The organism is Serratia sp. CY56464, from assembly GCF_052168435.1.
Lineage (GTDB): Bacteria > Pseudomonadota > Gammaproteobacteria > Enterobacterales > Enterobacteriaceae > Serratia > Serratia marcescens.
Window position 1 is genome coordinate 19866 of the sequence record NZ_JBJNMV010000002.1, and the last position, 16967, is coordinate 36832.

Genomic DNA, 16967 nt, shown 5'->3' on the forward strand with positions numbered 1-16967 from the left:
CGCGGCGCCCTTTGTCGTTGGAACATGTCATCAGAAGTGGGTGTTGATGCTCATGTAATAGGTACGGCCCGGTTCGTTGTAGGTAGCCGCGCCCGCGCCGGCGATGTTGATCGCGCCGGTGTTCGGATCGCCCACGTTCTGCGCGTTGCCGGCGCGGAACTGGCGTTTGTCGAACAGGTTGTCGATGCCGGCGGTGAGGCTGACGTTTTTGGTCAGGTCATAGGTCGCGCTGGCGCCGACGACGGCGTAAGGGCTAACCTCACGGGTTTCGCCGCCGGTGGCCGGTTTACCCTGGTAGTTGTACTTCTTCGGCTTCTGACGGCCGTACCAGGTCAGAGTGGACTGCATCGACAGATCTTGCGTGGCCTGCCAGCTGAGGGTCGAGTTGACGGTAAACTTCGGGATCACCGACAGGTAATCGCCGGTGGTCTTGTTCTTGTTCTCGATCATGTAGGTGGCGTTGTTGCTCCAGGTGACGGTCTCGCTGACCGGCACGTTCAGCGAGCCTTCCAGCCCTTGCACCACCGCCTTCGGCACGTTTTCCCACTGATAGACCGCCGTACCGGTGCTGCTGGTGGCGATGCGGGAGTTACCCGCTTCAATCTTGTTGTGGTAATCGTTGCGGAAGTAGGTCACGCCGGCCAGCCAGCCGTCGTTATGGAACTCCAGCCCGATCTCTTTGTTGACGCTGGTTTCCGCCTTCAGATCGTCGTTGCCGAGCAGGTAGCAGCCGTTTCTGGTATCGCTACCGGCGCATCCCTGGCCTTTGCTGTACAGCAGGTAGTTGCCGTTGGTCTGGAACAGGGTCGGGGCTTTATAGGAACGCGCGATGCCCATCTTCAGCGTGAAGTAGTCGCCCAGTTCCTGCGACAGGTTCAGCGCCGGGCTCCAGTTGTTGCCGGATTCCGAATGCAGATCGTAGCGCAGACCCGGCGTCAGCATGGTGGTGTCGGTCAGTTCAATGTTGTCTTCGGCGAACAGCGAGAAGATATGCGCGGAAGCGTAAGGGCTACGCGTACCTGTGGTCATGCCGGGAATGGTGCCGCCCATCAGTGTTTGGCTGGTGGACGTGCCGTCTTTCATCCGCTGCTGGGTCCACTCGGTGCCCAGCGTGGCGGTTTGCGCGACGCCCAGCTCGAACGGCACGCTGACTTCGCTGTGCGCCAGGAAGTCGTCCAGCTTGGTGGTGCCGAAACCGGTGTTTTTGGTGTCGAAGATGCCTTCGGTGCCGCCGGCCAAGCCCTCGTTCAGGCGGGTGTTGCGGGTGCGTTCGAACTGCACGTAGTTGTTGGTGCTCACGCCGTTGTCCCAGGCGCCGCGGTGGGTCAGGCCGAAGGTTTCACGGTAGATGCGGTTAGTCTCTTTGCCGTAGTTGCTCTGCACCAGGGCGTTGGTGTTGGTGTTCTGGGTATCGCCGGCGTACAGGTTGCCCTGGCGGCCATAGGCGTACTCGAACTCCAATGACTGCAGATGGGCGAAATCCCAGTGCAGCAAGGCGTCGATGTTTTTATCGACCACCCCCTCGCGCCCGGCCGGGACGCTGTTGGCGTAGGCGCCGACGCGTTCGGATTTATGCGATTCGTTAATGTCCCAGGCGTCGGCCTGCGTTTTGCTGTAGCCGCCGAACAGGCGGAAGCTCAGGGTGTCGCTCAGCGGGCCGGACAGGCTGAAGTCGGTACGTTTGGTGGCGCCTTCCTGCTTGTGCTGCGGCACGTTGAAGTAACCGTTCAGCGAGCCGTGCAGCGCATCGCCGGCCTTCTTGGTGATGATGTTGACCACGCCGCCCGCGGCGCCGTTGCCGTAGCGCGCCGCGGCGGGGCCGCGCAGCACTTCGATGCGTTCGATCATTTCCGGCGGCACCCAGGCGGTATCGCCGCGCGAGTCGCGCTCGCCGCGCCAGCCCTGACGCACCGAGTTGCGGCTGGAGGCCGGTTTGCCGTCGATCAGAATCAGGGTGTTTTCCGGGCCCATGCCGCGGATATCGATCTGGCGATTGTTGCCGCGCTGGCCGCTGGTGGAGTTGCCGGTCAGGTTAACCCCGGGCATGGTGCGGATCAGTTCGCTGATGTCGCGCGCCGGCGGGCGTTTTTTGATCTCGTCGGCGGTGATGGTGGACACCCCCGGCGCCTGCAGGTTCTGCCGGGCGGCGGTCACGACGATGGTGTCTTCGCCGCGCGGCTTTTTCTCCGCTGTGCCGCTGTTCTCTTCCGTGGTGGGGGTGTCGGTCTGCTGCGCGGCGTTGGCGAACGCGGACGCGCCCAATCCCAAGCCGATAAGAGTGGCTAAAGAATAACGTGATAGCTTGCTTTTCATCTGAGTGTCCTACCTTGCTGCCATCCCTCGCCGAATGGGGGGAAGGGCGGTTGTAGTTTTTGTGTAGTCGGAAATAGAAAATCGGCTGCGGCAAGGGATGCCATTGATGTATCCCCGATCCCTGTCCGTTGCGCGCAATACCAGCACGATCTCCAAGCCTTACACACTATTGCAAATGCAAATTATTATCAATAGTATTTGGCGTACAGTGCGTTCGGGCGGTGGCCGGCGATAGGGAAAAGTCGACGTTCCCGGAGCCGCCAACTACAAAATGGGTAGGCGTTGTGAATACAGAACTACAGTCAGAAAGCAGCAGATTATTGGCCAGCAGCAATGCGGGCAGTCCAGGGTGGTGGTTGACGGTGGCACGACGCGGTACGCCATGGGTAGAACCGGCGGGTAACGGCCGGTGGCGCACCACCTTCTTCTGGCGCGATCCTCAGGGATGCGAATTGACCTCCGCCTACCGTCGCGTGTGGATCAACATTAACTGCCTGACCGACCATCATCAGCCGAATCCGCCGCAAAGCCTGCAGCGCTTGGCCGGTACCGACGTGTGGTACTGGCAGACCGAGCTGAGCGGCGCCTGGCGCGGTAGCTACTGCTTTATCCCCTGCTTTGACGAGCGGCCGCCGGCGTTCAGCGGCGACGATGCGCACGCCAACATGCACAACCTGCGTCACTGGTGGCACCAGGTGTTCGCCAGCGCTACCCCCGATCTGCTCAACCCTTATCGCTCCTGGCAAAGCGCCAGCGGCCACAGCGTCTCCGGTCTGCACATGCCGGATGCGCCGCCGCAGCCGGTATGGCGTTCGTTCGACGAGTATGAGATCGCCAGCGGGCGCTGCACGCCGCCACTGCCGGCGCGTTTGCAGCGCCATACCTGGCAGAGCGAACGCCTGGGCAACAGCCGCGACGTCTGGATCTACACCACCGGCGACAGCAAGCCGGCCGAGCGCCCGCTCGCGATCCTGCTCGACGGCCAGTTCTGGGCGAAGCAGATGCCGGTTTGGGAGCCGCTGATGCAGCTGACCCGCGAGGGGGCGTTGCCGGAAGCGGTGTATGTGCTGATCGACATCATCGATCTGCCGCACCGGGCGCGAGAATTAACCTGCAAGGACGATTTCTGGCTGGCGGTGCAGGAAGAACTGATGCCGCAGCTGGCCGACTGGGCGCCGCACAGCGACAAGCCGGCCGATACGGTGGTGGCGGGGCAAAGCTTTGGCGGCCTGGCCTCTCTGTACGCCGGGCTGCGCTGGCCGCAGCGCTTCGGCGCGGTGATCACCCAGTCCGGCTCCTACTGGTGGCCGCGGCGCGACATGCTGCAACTGCCGAGCATTCCCGACGACGCCTGCTGGCTGATGCAGCAGGTAGAACGGCACGGCCTGGGCAACCACGGCGCGCTGAAGGTCTTTATGGAAGCCGGTTCGCAGGAAAAGCTGGTGCATCGGGTCAGCGGCGAAATGGCGGCGCGCCTGAGCGACGCCGGCCATCGGGTGCACTACCGGGTGGTGGAAGGCGGGCACGACGCGTTGTGTTGGCGCAGCGGCCTGACCGATGGGCTGCAGGCGGTATGGGCTTCCGCTTTCGCCACCGCTTATCCGGCATCGGCGACGGCAACGGCACGAGGAACACATGGTGGAAAGCCTGAATCCGTTCGATGATCAACAGCAGCGCAGCCTGGTGCTGCGCAACGTACAACAACAATACAGTTTGTGGCCGGATTTCCGCGCCATTCCGTCCGAGTGGACGATCGTCTTTGGCCCGGCGGCGCGCCCCGCGTGCGACGAGTGGCTGGAACAGCATTGGCAAGATATTCTGCCGGTCGCAGCACGCGAGGCGTGACCGGCGCCAGGTAATTACGGGAGCAATAAGCAGTGTCACACACCCCTAACTCTCTCAGCGGCCCGGCGCTTGCGGGCGAATGGCCGTTGGTCGCGGCGCAACCCGGCATCTGGGTCGCCGATCAAATCTCCCCGCATCGCAATGCCTACGCGGTGGCCCACGCCATCGAACTCAACGGCCCCATTGCCGTGGAGCCTCTGCTGCAGGCCATCATCCAGGGCCTGGACGAGGTGGACATGCTGCGCCTGCGTTTTGCTGAACGCGACGGCGTGCCGGTGCAATGGCTGGACGACGCGCTGGCGGTGTATGAGCCGGAACTTGTCGATCTGACGACGTCGTCGGATCCTGAAGCCGCCGCACGCGCGCTGATGGACATCGATCTGGCGAGCGATCTGCGCGCCGGCAGCGGCGCGCCGCTGTATCGCCATGTGGTGATGCGTTTGGCGGATGACCGTTGGTTCTGGTATCAGCGCTATCACCATCTGCTGGTGGACGGTTTCAGCTTCACCGCCATCGCTCGCCGCGTGGCGGCGATTTATACCCACCTTTGCCGCGGCGATGCGCTGGAACCGACGCCTTTCACGGCGTTCAGCGACGTGGTGGCGGAATACCAGGCTTACCGGGAAGCGCCGGCCTGGCAACGCGACGCCGATTTCTGGCGCGAGAAAGCGCAGCAGCTGCCGCCGCCGGCCACGCTCTGCCCGCAGCCGCTGGCCGGGCAAACGCCCACGCCGCGCATCCATCGATTGGAACAGCGCTGCGATCCGCAGGCCTTCGCCGAACTGGTGCAGTGCGGCGCGCAGCAGAAGCTGAACGCCGCCGATATGGCGGTGGCGCTGGTGGCGCTGTGGGTGTCGCGTCTGAGCGGCCAACCGAGCTTCAGCGCCGGTTTTATCTTCATGCGCCGCACCGGATCGGCCGCCCTGTGCGCGGCCGGCCCGGTGATCAACGTGCTGCCGATGGAGATGCACCTCGAGCCGCAGGCCACGCTGTATGAGGCCGCCGCCCGCATCAGCCGCGAGCTGAAAACGGTGCGCCGCCATCAGCGCTACGACGCCGAACAGGTGCAACGCGATCTGGGGCGCATCGGCGACGGCGAACCGCTGTACGGCACGGTCTTCAACTTCAAAATGTTCGATTACCAGCTGGATTTCGCCGGTATCGAAGGCATTACCCACGATCTGGCCTCCGGGCCGGTGCGCGATCTGGAGATTGCGCTGTTTATCGACGAACACCATCAGCTGAAGGTGGAGCTGCTGGCCAACGCCGAGCGTTACAGCCGTCAGGAACTACTGGCGCATCTGCAGCGGTTGCCGCTGCTGCTGGCGCAGTTCGCCGCGCAGGCAACGTTGCCGATCGGCGAAGCCGACATGCTGACCGCCGACGATCATGCGCTGCTGGCGCGGGTCAACGACACGGCGCATCCGGTGCCGGCGGCCACGCTGAGCCAACTGCTGGCGCAGCAGGCGCAAATTACGCCGAACGCGCCGGCGCTGGCGGATGCGCATTTCAATTTCACCTACCGCGAAACGCGCGAGCAGGTCACGGCGCTGGCGCGCCAGCTGGTGGCGCAGGGCGTGCAGCCGGGCGACATCGTGGCGGTGGCGCTGCCGCGTTCGGTGTTCCTGTCGCTGGCGTTGATGGCGATCGTGGAAGCGGGCGCCGCCTACCTGCCGCTGGATACCGGTTATCCGGACGAGCGGCTGGCGATGATGCTGGAAGACGCCGCGCCCCGGCTGGTCATCACCAACCCGGCGCAGCAGGCGCGCTTCGCCGACAAGGGCGAAATCTTGCTGTATGACGCGCCGCTGGCGGCCGATCATGCCGCCGGGGTGGCGATCGCGGGCCCGACGCCGGATCATGCGGCCTATATCATCTTTACCTCCGGTTCCACCGGGCGCCCGAAAGGCGTGCTGGTCGGCCATCAGGCGATCGTCAACCGCTTGCTGTGGATGCAGCACCAGTATCCGCTGGGGGCGGACGACGCGGTGCTGCAGAAAACGCCATGCAGTTTCGACGTCTCGGTGTGGGAATTCTTCTGGCCGCTGATGGTCGGCGCCCGGCTGGTGATGGCGCCGCCGGAGGCGCACCGCGATCCGCAGCAACTGCAACAGCTGATCGCGCAACACCGCATTACCACGATGCACTTCGTGCCTTCGATGCTGGCGGCTTTCGTGGCCGCACTGGACGACGACGCGGCGGTGGCGAACTGCGCCGCGCTGCGCCAGGTGTTCTGCAGCGGCGAAGCGCTGCCGGCGGAGCTGTGCCGCCTGTGGCAAAGCCGCACGGCAGTGCCGTTGCATAACCTCTACGGCCCGACCGAGGCGGCGGTGGATGTGACCTGGCATCCGGCCTACGGCGACGCGCTGGCGAAGGTGACCGGCGCCAACGTGCCGATCGGCCTGCCGGTATGGAACACCGGACTGCGCATTCTGGACGCGCGCCTGCGGCCGGTGCCGCCGGGCGTGGCGGGCGATCTGTATCTGACCGGCGTGCAGCTGGCGCACGGCTACCTTGGCCGGCCTGATCTGACCGCCAGCCGCTTTGTCGCCGACCCGTTCGGCGAGGGCGGACGGATGTATCGCACCGGCGACGTGGCGCGCTGGCTGCCGGACGGCGCGGTGGAATATTTGGGCCGCAGCGATGATCAACTGAAGATCCGCGGGCAGCGTATCGAGCTGAGTGAAATCGACCACGCCTTGCTGTCGCTGCCGGGTGTGCGCCAGGCGGTGACGCATGCGCTGGTGTTGCAGGGCACGCCGGTGGACGCCGGCGGCGATGCGCGCCAGCTGGTGGGCTATCTGGTGATGCAGCCCGGCGCGAGCTGGGATGCGGAAGTTTTGCGCGCGGCGCTGGCCGACCGCCTGCCGCCGCACATGGTGCCGGTGGCGTTGGTGGAAATGAGTGATTTGCCGCTGAGCGCCAACGGCAAGCTGGATCGCAAGGCTTTGCCGCAGCCGCAGGGCGGTGAGCGCAAGGCGGGGCGGCCGCCGCAGGCCGGGTTGGAAAGCGAGATCGCTGCGGTATTCGCCCGTTTGCTGCAGCGCGAGCAGGTGTTCGCCGACGACGATTTCTTCGCGCTTGGCGGCCATTCGCTGCTGGCGATGCGCCTGGCGGCGGAGTTGCGCCGCGATCTGGGCAAGGCGGTGTCCGTCGGCCAGGTGATGGTGGCGTCGCGCGTTGAGCAACTGGCCGCCTTGCTGGCGGAAGATCGCACGCAGGAAGAGGCCGATCGCAGCGGCTTCGACAGCGTATTGCCGCTGCGCGTCACCGAGGGGCCGACGCTGTTCTGTCTGCACCCGGCGTCCGGTTTCTCCTGGCAGTTCAGCGTATTGCCGCGCTATCTCGATCAGCACTGGTCGCTGGTCGGCATCCAGTCGCCGCGGCCGGACGGCCCGCTGGCGCTGAGCGAAGATATGGATCAGGTGGTGGATGCCCACTTGCAGACGGTGTTGCAGGTGCAACCGCACGGGCCGTATCACTTCATCGGCTACTCGCTGGGCGGCACGCTGGCGCAGGGCATTGCCGCCCGGCTGCAGGCGCGCGGCGAGCAGGTGGCGTTCCTCGGCCTGCTGGATACCTATCCGCCGGAGACCCAAAACTGGGACGTGATGCTGGACGACAACGTGTTGAAGGAAGTGCAGCGTGAGCGCGAGCAGTTCCTGGCGGTGTCGCAGGACACGCTCGATCCGGCGCTGGGTGAGGCGCGCACGGCGATGTTCGACAACATTGAAGCCAACTACGCCGATTCGGTGCGGTTGCTGTCGCACACGCGGACCGCCCGTTTCCACGGCCAGGCGACGCTGTTCGTCGCCAAGCGCACGCTGCAGGACGGGATGGACGTGCAGCAAACCTGGTCGCAGTACGTCGATGCGCTGCAGGCGCACGAGCTGGACTGCGCGCACGTCGATATCGTTTCGCCGGCGTCGTTCAAAGTGCTGGGGCCGCTGCTGAACCGGATCTTGCGCACGCTGTAATTACGCCCTCATCCCGCCGCCAGACACGGGGATTGTCCCGCGTTTGGCGGCGTTTCTTGCGGTCGCTCACAATTGAATATCAATGAGTTTTATTATCATTATTGATTTCGTCATCTGTGCTAGCATAGCGCTCCGCAACTGCAGAATCCCCGTTTAAAGATGTGGTGAACAACCGATGAGTAGCAAACCCTCCATCCTGCTTGATTTCAGCCTGCTGAAAACCAACCGGGCTTTCCGCGCGGTGTTCTGCGCGCGCTTTATCTCCATTGTGGCGCTGGGGTTGATGGCGATCGCCATCCCGGTGCAGATCCAGGCGCTGACCGGTTCCACCCTGCAGGTCGGGCTGGCGGTGACGCTGGCCGGCGGCGGCATGTTCGCCGGGCTGCTGATGGGGGGCGTATTGGCCGATCGCTATGAGCGGCGCCGACTGATTCTGTTTGCGCGCTCCACCTGCGGCGTCGGCTTCGTCGGCCTGTGCCTCAACGCCCTGTTGCCGTCGCCTTCGCTGGCGGCCATTTATCTGCTGGCGGTATGGGACGGCTTCTTCGGCGCGGTGGGGGTGACGGCGCTGCTGGCGGCCACGCCGGCGCTGGTGGGCCGCGAAAACATCGTGCAGGCGGGCGCCATCAGCATGCTGACGGTGCGCTTCGGCTCGATTCTTTCCCCGGCGATTGGCGGCCTGGTGATCGCTCATATGGGCATCGCCTGGAACTACGGCCTGGCGGCGTTCGGCACCCTGCTGACGCTGTTGCCGCTGCTGAGCCTGCCGCAGCTGATGCCGCCGCCGCAGCCGCGGGAACATCCGCTGCGCGCGCTGGCGGGCGGTTTCGCCTTCCTGTTCCAGAACAAGGTGATAGGTATGGTGGCGCTGATCGGCGCGTTGCTGACCATGGCCAGCGCGGTGCGCGTGCTGTACCCGGCGATGGCGGAAAGCTGGCGCATCGACGCAGCCCACCTCGGTTATATGTACGCCGCCGTGCCGCTCGGCGCGGCCATCGGTGCGTTCACCAGCGGGCGCGTGGCGCACGTGGCGCGCCCCGGTTGGGTAATGCTGCTGACGGCGATCGCGGCTTTCGCCTCTATTGGCCTGTTCGGTCTGATGCCGTGGTACAGCCTGGCGTTGCTGTGCCTGGTGGCGTTCGGCTACCTGAGCGCGCTGAACTCGCTGCTGCAATACGGCCTGATCCAGAGCCTGACGCCGGATAACTTCCTTGGCCGCATCAACGGCCTGTGGACGGCGCAAAACGTGGTGGGCGATGCGCTGGGCGCGTTGCTGCTGGGGGCGATGGGCGCCTTCATGCTGCCGGCGATGAGCGCCAGCGGTTTCGGCTTCGGCGCGGCGCTGCTCGGCATCCTGTTGCTGTTCGCCATGACCGGTTTGCGCCAGGTCACGCTGCACAAACCGGAGCCGCATAACGAGGCGCAACCAGCCAGCGAAAAGTAACGTCATGCGCTAATGCGACGCTGTGGGATCAAATAGCAATGCTTATCATCGGCATGCGTAAAACCCACAGCGTTTATGTCATGATTTCGAAATGAAAGAAGTGCTTACGTTTATTGACATAGCAAATATCGGCGAGTAATTTAGCGCGGAATTAACTCAAATGATAATCATTATTATATTGGTTATCACTTCAAATTATTGAGGGCGAAGCGATGGATACTGCCGTGAACGACATCAATCGAAAGGAAATGCAGGAGCGCGAAGAACACCGGTTCGCCGCTGATTTTTCTCCGGCGTCGGGCTTCTTCTTTACCTCCCCTTTCCGCAGCTTGACCACCACCGGTTGTTTCAGCCGCATTCGCCTGCCGGCCGCGGACGGCGCCGATCTGAACGGCGAGTTCCAGCGCAGCGTACGGCAGGCGTTTGCCGAGGCCCGCCAGGCCGGCATCAAAAAACCGCTGCTGTGCGGCGCCATTCCGTTCGATACCCGGCAGCCTTCGGCGCTGTTTATTCCCCAGCAGAGCCGCTGGTTCGATCGCGCCGCCTTTATGGCCGGCGTTAGGCCGGCGGCGGATGGGCCGGAGCTGGCCGGCGTAACGGAACTGCCGCCGCAGCAGCCGTTCATGAACATGGTCAGCGACGCCGTCGACGCGATGAAGGCCGGTGAGTTGGACAAAGTGGTCTTGTCGCGCCTGCTGGAGATCGAAACGCGCCAGCCGGTGGATCGCCATGCGCTGATGGCGCGCGTGATCGCCCAGAACCCGCACGGTTTCCATTTCCATGTGCCGCTGGAGCAGGGCGCGCTGTTGGGCGCCAGCCCTGAGTTGCTGCTGCGCCAGGACGGCGGCCGTTTCTATTCCAACCCGCTGGCCGGTTCCGCCCGGCGCGAGGCCGACCCAGAGCGCGATCGCGAAGTGGGAGAGCGGTTGATGGCCTCGGCGAAAGATCGCCACGAGCATCGCATCGTTACCGAAAGCATGCGTGACGTGCTGGCCGGCCGCTGCCGCTACCTGAACGTGCCGCACACCCCTGAACTGTTGACCACTACGACGCTGTGGCATCTCTCCACGCCGATCGACGGCGAGGCGGCGTCTCCTGACGAAAATGCCCTGTCGCTGGCCTGTCTGCTGCACCCGACGCCGGCGCTGTGCGGCATGCCGACGGCCGAGGCGCACGCCTTGATCGGCAAGCTGGAGCCGTTCGATCGCGGCCTGTTCGGCGGCATCGTCGGGTGGTGCGACGACGAAGGCAACGGCGAGTGGGTAGTGACTATCCGCTGCGGCACCGTTGACGGCAACCGGGTGCGGCTGTTCGCCGGCGCCGGCATCGTGGAAGACTCTTCACCCGAATCTGAATGGCATGAAACAGGCACCAAACTCAGCACTATTCTGCGTGCCTTTGGTATAAATCAAGGATAACGACAAGATGAGCATTGCCTTTACCCCCTGGCCGGCGGAGTTCGCCAGCCGCTATCGCGAGCGCGGCTACTGGATAGACAAGCCGCTGACCGAGATCCTCGACCGCCAGGCCGACAACGACGCCCCGGCGATTATCGATGCCCAGGGCAGCCTGACCTACCGTGAGCTGCAGCAGCGCGCCGATCGTCTGGCGGCCGCTCTGCTGCGCCGCGGCGTAAAATCCGGTGATACCGCGCTGGTGCAGCTGGGCAACGTGGCGGAGTTCTATATCGTGTTCTTTGCGCTGCTGAAAATTGGCGTGGCGCCGGTCAACGCGCTGTTCAGCCATCAGCGCAGCGAACTGAACGCCTATGCCGAGCAGATCAAACCGGCGCTGCTGATCGCCGATCGCCAGCACGGGCTGTTTGCCGACGATCAATTCCTGAACGCCTTCCGCGCTGCGCATCCTTCGCTGCGCGTCGTGGCGCTGCGCAGTCAGCCTGAGGGCGAGCTGGCGCTGGCCGCCTGGCTGGACGAAGCGAGCGACGGTTTTGTCGCGCAGCCTTCCGCGGCCGACCAGGTGGCGTTCTTCCAGCTTTCCGGCGGCAGCACCGGTACGCCGAAGCTGATCCCGCGCACCCACAATGACTACTACTACAGCATTCGCCGCAGCGTGGAGATCTGCCGTTTCGACGCGCAGACCCGCTATCTGTGCGCGCTGCCGGTGGCGCACAACTACCCGATGAGTTCGCCGGGCGTGCTGGGCGTGTTTTATGGCGCCGGGCGGGTGGTGTTCGCCGCCGATCCGGACGCCGGACAGTGCTTTCGCCTGATCGAACAGCATCAAATCAACGTGACGGCGCTGGTGCCGCCGGCGGTCACGCTGTGGCTGCAGGCGATCGAAGAGTGGGGCGGCAATACCCAGCTCGCCAGCCTGAAACTGCTGCAGGTGGGCGGCGCCAAGCTGGGCGAAACGCTGGCGGCGCGCATTCAGAACGAAATTGGCTGCCAACTGCAGCAGGTGTTCGGCATGGCGGAAGGGCTGGTGAACTACACCCGTCTGGACGACGACGAACGCCACATCCTGACGACGCAAGGGCGGCCGATGTCACCGGACGACGAGGTGTGGGTGGCGGATGACGACGGCAATCCGTTGCCGGCGGGCGAGGTTGGGCGGTTGATGACGCGCGGGCCTTACACCTTCCGCGGTTACTACCAGAGCCCGGCGCACAACGCTGACGCCTTCGACGCCAACGGTTTCTATTGCTCCGGCGATCTGATCAGCATCAGCGAAGACGGTTACATCACCGTTCAGGGGCGGCAAAAAGACCAGATCAACCGCGGCGGAGAGAAGATCGCCGCCGAGGAGATCGAGAACCTGCTGCTGCGTCATCCGGACGTGATCAACGCCGCGCTGGTGTCGATGCCGGATGCGCTGATGGGGGAGAAGAGCTGTGCCTATATCATCGCCAACGCGCCGCTGAAGCCGGTGGTGCTGCGCCGCCACCTGCGTGAGCAGGGCGTGGCGGACTTCAAGCTGCCGGATCGCTTTATTCAGGTGGACAGCCTGCCGCTGACCCCGGTCGGCAAAGTGGACAAAAAACGGCTGCGCCAGCAGCTCGACGCGCAACTACAGACTCAGGCTCAGGGAGATTAATCGATGGCCATTCCAAAACTTAATGACTACGCGCTGCCGACGGCGGACGAACTGCCGCAAAATAAAGTCACCTGGCAGGTGGAGCCGCAGCGCGCCGCGCTGTTGATCCACGATATGCAGCAGTATTTCCTCAACTTCTGGGGCGAGGACAGCGCGCTGATTAAACAGGTGGTGGAGAACATCGCCAACCTGCGCCGCTACTGCAAGCAGCAGGGCATCCCGGTGTTTTATACCGCACAGCCGAACCAGCAGAGCGATGAAGATCGCGCGTTGTTGAACGACATGTGGGGGCCGGGCCTGAACAAACACCCTGAGCAACAGGCGGTGACTGCCGCGCTGGCGCCGGACGAAGACGACACGGTGCTGGTGAAATGGCGCTACAGCGCCTTCCATCGCTCGCCGCTGCAGGAGATCCTGCAGGAGTCCGGCCGCGATCAGCTGATCATCTGCGGCGTGTATGCGCACATCGGCTGCCTGACCACCGCCATCGACGCCTTCATGCGCAACATCCAGCCGTTCATGGTGGCCGACGGCCTGGCGGACTTCTCGCGCGACGAACACCTGATGGCACTGCGCTACACCGCCGGCCGTTGCGGCCGGGTGGTGACCACCGCGTCTCTGCTGCCGGCGGCCGGTATCGCCAGCATCGATGCGCTGCGTCAGCAGATCCTGCCGCTGCTGGACGAAGACAGCGAAGACATGGGCAACGATGAAAACCTGATCGATTACGGGCTGGATTCGGTGCGCATCATGGAACTGGCGACCCGTTGGCGCAAGATCCGCAGCGACATCGACTTTATCGCGCTGGCGCGCAACCCGACCATCGACAGCTGGTGGGCGCTGCTTTCCGAAGAGAAAGCCTGATTTTAATCACGAGCAGAGGGCGGCCGTTCGGCCGCCCTGTTGGTTCTATAAGGAGATTTTGATGAATACTTTGATCACCAAGGGAAAACGTGCGGCATTTCCGCTGATGCTGCTGTCTACGTTGCTGTTCTCCAACACCTTGCTGGCGCAGACCGCGCCGGAAGTGCTGCGCAAGCCGGTCGGCAAGGGCGCCTATGAAATGGCCTACAGCCCGAGCGAGAACGCGCTCTACCTGGCCACCTCGCAGAGCCGCAAGCTGGACAAGGGCGGCATCGTCTACCGTTTGGATCCGGCCACGCTGGACGTGACCCAGATTATCCATAACGACATCAAGCCATTTGGCGCAGCCGTCAACGCCAAGACCGGTACGCTGTTCTTCGGCAACACCGTCAATAACTCGGTGACTGCCATCGACGCCAAGACCGGCGACGTGAAAGGCCGCTTGGTGCTGGACGCGCGCCAGCGCTCCGAGACCGTCAAGCCGCTGGCGCCGCGCGAGCTGGTGGCGGATGCCGACAGCGATACCCTGTACATTACCGGGCTGGGTGAATCCAGCGTGGTGTGGGTGGTGGACGGCAAGGATCTGACCCTGCGCGCCACCGTGACCGATACCGGCAAGTACGGCACCGGCCTGGCGCTTGACGCCGCCGCCAAGCGCCTGTACGTCACCAACGCCGACGGCGAGCTGGTGACCATCGATACCCAATCCAACAAGGTGCTGTCGCGCAAGAAGCTGGATGAGACTAAAGAGCACTTCTTCCTGAACATCAGCCTGGATACCGCCACTCACCGCGCCTTCATCACCGATTCCAAGCAGCCGCAGGTGCTGGTGGTGGATACCCGCAACGGCAACATCCTGAGCAAGATCGACGTGCCGGAATCGCTGGCGGTGCTGTTCAACCCGGCGCGCAATGAAGTTTACGTGACCCACCGCCAGGCGGGCGAAGTGAGCGTGATCGACGCCAAGAACTACAAGGTGCTGAACACCATCAAGACGCCGACCCACCCGAATAGCCTGGCGCTGTCGCCGGACGGCCAGACGCTGTATGTCAGCGTCAAGCAGGCTTCCAGCCGCGAGAAAGAAGCGACCGCGCCGGACGACGTGATCCGCGTAGCGCTGAAATAATCCCTCGCTGGTTAAGCGCATACCGAACAGGCGAAGCGGCGACGCTCCGCCTGTTTTTTTTCGCCGTGCGATCTGCGGTATAAAGAGGGGATTGCATTATTGACCCGAAGGAACGTTGGCTATGCCCGTCTTACGCTCTCCGCTGTTGTTGTCCATTATCACCTTGCTGCTGCTGACCGCGCTGATCCACAGCGGCATCAGCCCTTACGATCGCACCACCTGGCTGATGGAGGTGGCGCCGGTATTGATCGTTTTGCCGCTGCTGTGGCTGACCCATCGCCGTTACCCGCTGACGCCGCTGCTCTACACGCTGATTTTCTTCCACGCGCTGATCCTGATTTTCGGCGGCATGTACAGCTACGCCCGCGTGCCGCTGGGGTTTGAGGTGCAGCAGTGGCTGGATCTTGGCCGCAACCCGTACGACAAACTGGGGCATTTCTTCCAGGGGCTGGTGCCGGCGCTGGCGGCGCGCGAGATCCTGCTACGCGGCGGTTATGTGCAGGGCCGCAAAATGCTGGGCTTCGTGGTGTGCTGTATCGCGCTGGCGATCAGCGCGGTGTATGAGCTTATCGAGTGGTGGGCGGCGCTGGCGCTGGGCCAGGGCGCCGATGAGTTTCTCGGCACCCAGGGCGACCCGTGGGACACGCAGTCCGACATGTTCTGCGCCTTGCTCGGCGCGATAGCCGGCCAATGGCTGTTTGGTGGCTGGCAGGATCGGCAACTGCGGCGTTTAAAGGCGTAAGCCCGGCGGCGGTTGAGCCTGGTGAAAATAGATATTTCTCGTGCCGCCCGGTATTTGCCGGGCGGCATTTTTAATGTCCACATGATAAAAATCGACAATCATCAGTTAAATATTTTTCACCCTGTGAGACAGCACAATGTTATTTCATAATTTATGTTTATTTAGCTTTTTATGCGTTTTTCTAGGAATTTTCTTAACTCATGCCGTGTGCTACTATTCTCATGTTTAACAAGGGCTAATTATTATTAATTAGTTTTTTGAGCGGGGAATAATGAGATACATAATTAATAATAAGATTAAATATCATGAAGATAGATCAGAGTTGGTGGATCTCAACGCTGAGCTGCCGCCTCAACCGCTCACCGCCACGTTGAACCGCCTGCTGTCCGCGTTGGTCAGAAACAATAACCTTGTGATCTCTCGCGATACCCTGCTGACGCAGGTATGGGAAGCGCACGGCCAGGTGGCCTCCGGCAATAACCTCAATAACACCATTTCCATCCTGCGCAAGATGTTCGCCGCCATGGGCGAGGACGACATTATCGTCACGTTGCCGCGCCAGGGATTCATGTTTACCGCCGCTTCGTTGAAGACGACGGACAGCCTGGCGGAGAGTTTGCCGGAGATGCCGATCCTGGCGGCTGCAGAAAACCCCTTGCCGACCAGGCCGCTGCGAGTGCAACGATTTAAGCGCTTCGGGTTGGCCGCGTTGCTGCTGCTGGCGGCGGGAAGCGGGATTTTGGCCTGGCAGGAGACGGGGTATCCCTCGGCCAGTTTGATGACGGTGGGGAAGATCGGGAGCTGCAATGTGCAATTTGTCACTTCCTATCACAATGTCGGCCCTGGCGAGATCGACCTGAACCACCTGAAGAACATGTTGCAAGAGAAGAAAACGGCAACCTGCGGCGAGCCGGCGACGTTGCTTTATTATGACAGCCAGGTCCTGGTGCCAAATGCCAGCGGGCGGGTCAGAGCGTCTTATTTCTATTATTGTCCGCAGGAGGCCATGACCTCGGGTAAGGTACAATGTGAGAACTACTATGAAATCAGGGGTCTATAGCTCAGTATGCCGCCACGGCTATGCGATTGCCGCGGCGGTGGCCGTGCTGGTTTGCGGCGTTTCTGCTTATTTTTTATTTTTTAAACCACAAATTCCGGAATGTACGGCGGTTGAACGTTTCGTCAACCAATATGAAGGAAAAATGCTGGAGAGAACGCTGCTGATAAGCGTGGTCCCTGATGGGGTGAGGCATGCCACCATACTGTTTAACGGCAGTGTGTTTTACGATGGCAAGCGTTACATCATTGAACGATCCATGGGGGTCGATTACCGAAAATGGGGGGGGAACTACGAATTTCAGGTGCGGGAAAATATCCGAAAACCGCAGGACACGCTACAAGATGAGGCGCTGAACCGCAGTTTACCCATCGAAGGGCAGACGATTCACCTGCGTATTGAACGCATGGATGCACGCCATTATCTGTTTGTGGATAACCATGCACCGTATTATGTCTGCGTGACGTCATCATAACAGCAACCTGCGCCCCCGGCACCGGCACGACCGAGGGGCAAGGATGGATTCATAACCCAGGTGCTATTTT

Annotated in this window: 12 protein-coding genes; 11 read left to right on the forward strand and 1 reads right to left on the reverse strand. The window is 62.7% G+C overall.

What is annotated here, in order from left to right:
* Positions 1-30 precede the first annotated feature (30 nt).
* Positions 31-2313, reverse strand: a complete 2283-nt coding sequence (locus ACJ8KE_RS13700) for a TonB-dependent siderophore receptor (protein WP_421086170.1) — start codon at positions 2311-2313, stop codon at positions 31-33.
* Between the two features lie 284 nt (positions 2314-2597).
* On the opposite strand from ACJ8KE_RS13700, the gene fes reads away from it, so the two are divergent.
* The 11 genes from fes to ACJ8KE_RS13755 all read left to right on the forward strand — a co-directional run bounded on the left by fes (position 2598) and on the right by ACJ8KE_RS13755 (position 16897).
* On the forward strand, positions 2598-3977 hold the full coding sequence (gene fes / locus ACJ8KE_RS13705) for an enterochelin esterase (RefSeq protein WP_079449972.1): 1380 nt from the start codon (positions 2598-2600) through the stop codon (positions 3975-3977).
* The gene (locus ACJ8KE_RS13710; RefSeq protein ID WP_028127805.1) at positions 3952-4158 is read left to right on the forward strand and encodes an MbtH family protein; all 207 of its coding nucleotides are present in this window, start codon (positions 3952-3954) and stop codon (positions 4156-4158) included. Before fes ends, ACJ8KE_RS13710 begins: the two co-directional genes overlap by 26 nt.
* 32 nt (positions 4159-4190) lie before the next feature.
* Complete coding sequence (locus tag ACJ8KE_RS13715) at positions 4191-8135, forward strand: enterobactin synthase subunit F (protein ID WP_442517285.1); 3945 nt, start codon at positions 4191-4193, stop codon at positions 8133-8135.
* Positions 8136-8310: 175 nt separating this feature from the next.
* Positions 8311-9579, forward strand: a complete 1269-nt coding sequence (gene entS / locus ACJ8KE_RS13720; protein WP_016929402.1) for an enterobactin transporter EntS — start codon at positions 8311-8313, stop codon at positions 9577-9579.
* 212 nt (positions 9580-9791) lie between these two features.
* Complete coding sequence (locus tag ACJ8KE_RS13725; RefSeq protein ID WP_042706404.1) at positions 9792-10997, forward strand: isochorismate synthase; 1206 nt, start codon at positions 9792-9794, stop codon at positions 10995-10997.
* A gap of 7 nt (positions 10998-11004) precedes the next feature.
* Entirely contained in the window at positions 11005-12633 is a 1629-nt protein-coding gene (locus tag ACJ8KE_RS13730) for a (2,3-dihydroxybenzoyl)adenylate synthase (RefSeq protein WP_016929400.1), read from the forward strand.
* A 3-nt stretch (positions 12634-12636) separates the two neighbouring features.
* Positions 12637-13497 (forward strand): isochorismatase, encoded by an 861-nt coding sequence (locus tag ACJ8KE_RS13735; protein WP_016929399.1) that lies wholly within the window; start codon positions 12637-12639, stop codon positions 13495-13497.
* 106 nt (positions 13498-13603) lie between these two features.
* Positions 13604-14623: a 7-bladed beta-propeller protein YncE gene (gene yncE, locus ACJ8KE_RS13740; protein ID WP_370446673.1), complete on the forward strand. Its 1020-nt coding sequence runs from the start codon at positions 13604-13606 to the stop codon at positions 14621-14623.
* A gap of 121 nt (positions 14624-14744) precedes the next feature.
* Positions 14745-15365 (forward strand): DUF2238 domain-containing protein, encoded by a 621-nt coding sequence (locus ACJ8KE_RS13745; protein ID WP_016929397.1) that lies wholly within the window; start codon positions 14745-14747, stop codon positions 15363-15365.
* A 325-nt stretch (positions 15366-15690) separates the two neighbouring features.
* Positions 15691-16425 carry a winged helix-turn-helix domain-containing protein gene (locus ACJ8KE_RS13750; protein ID WP_228988497.1) on the forward strand — a complete coding sequence of 245 codons (735 nt, stop codon included), beginning with the start codon at positions 15691-15693 and terminating at the stop codon, positions 16423-16425.
* The gene (locus ACJ8KE_RS13755; protein ID WP_080033353.1) at positions 16406-16897 is read left to right on the forward strand and encodes a hypothetical protein; all 492 of its coding nucleotides are present in this window, start codon (positions 16406-16408) and stop codon (positions 16895-16897) included. Before ACJ8KE_RS13750 ends, ACJ8KE_RS13755 begins: the two co-directional genes overlap by 20 nt.
* Positions 16898-16967: the final 70 nt, after the last annotated feature.

Excerpts from the sequence above, each read along its gene's own strand:
- ACJ8KE_RS13700 (WP_421086170.1), bottom strand. The coding sequence starts at position 2,313 with ATGAAAAGCAAGCTATCACGTTATTCTTTAGCCACTCTTATCGGCTTG.
- entS (WP_016929402.1), top strand. The coding sequence starts at position 8,311 with ATGAGTAGCAAACCCTCCATCCTGCTTGATTTCAGCCTGCTGAAAACC.
- ACJ8KE_RS13725 (WP_042706404.1), top strand. The coding sequence starts at position 9,792 with ATGGATACTGCCGTGAACGACATCAATCGAAAGGAAATGCAGGAGCGC.
- ACJ8KE_RS13730 (WP_016929400.1), top strand. The coding sequence starts at position 11,005 with ATGAGCATTGCCTTTACCCCCTGGCCGGCGGAGTTCGCCAGCCGCTAT.
- ACJ8KE_RS13735 (WP_016929399.1), top strand. The coding sequence starts at position 12,637 with ATGGCCATTCCAAAACTTAATGACTACGCGCTGCCGACGGCGGACGAA.
- yncE (WP_370446673.1), top strand. The coding sequence starts at position 13,604 with ATGCTGCTGTCTACGTTGCTGTTCTCCAACACCTTGCTGGCGCAGACC.
- ACJ8KE_RS13745 (WP_016929397.1), top strand. The coding sequence starts at position 14,745 with ATGCCCGTCTTACGCTCTCCGCTGTTGTTGTCCATTATCACCTTGCTG.
- ACJ8KE_RS13755 (WP_080033353.1), top strand. The coding sequence starts at position 16,406 with ATGAAATCAGGGGTCTATAGCTCAGTATGCCGCCACGGCTATGCGATT.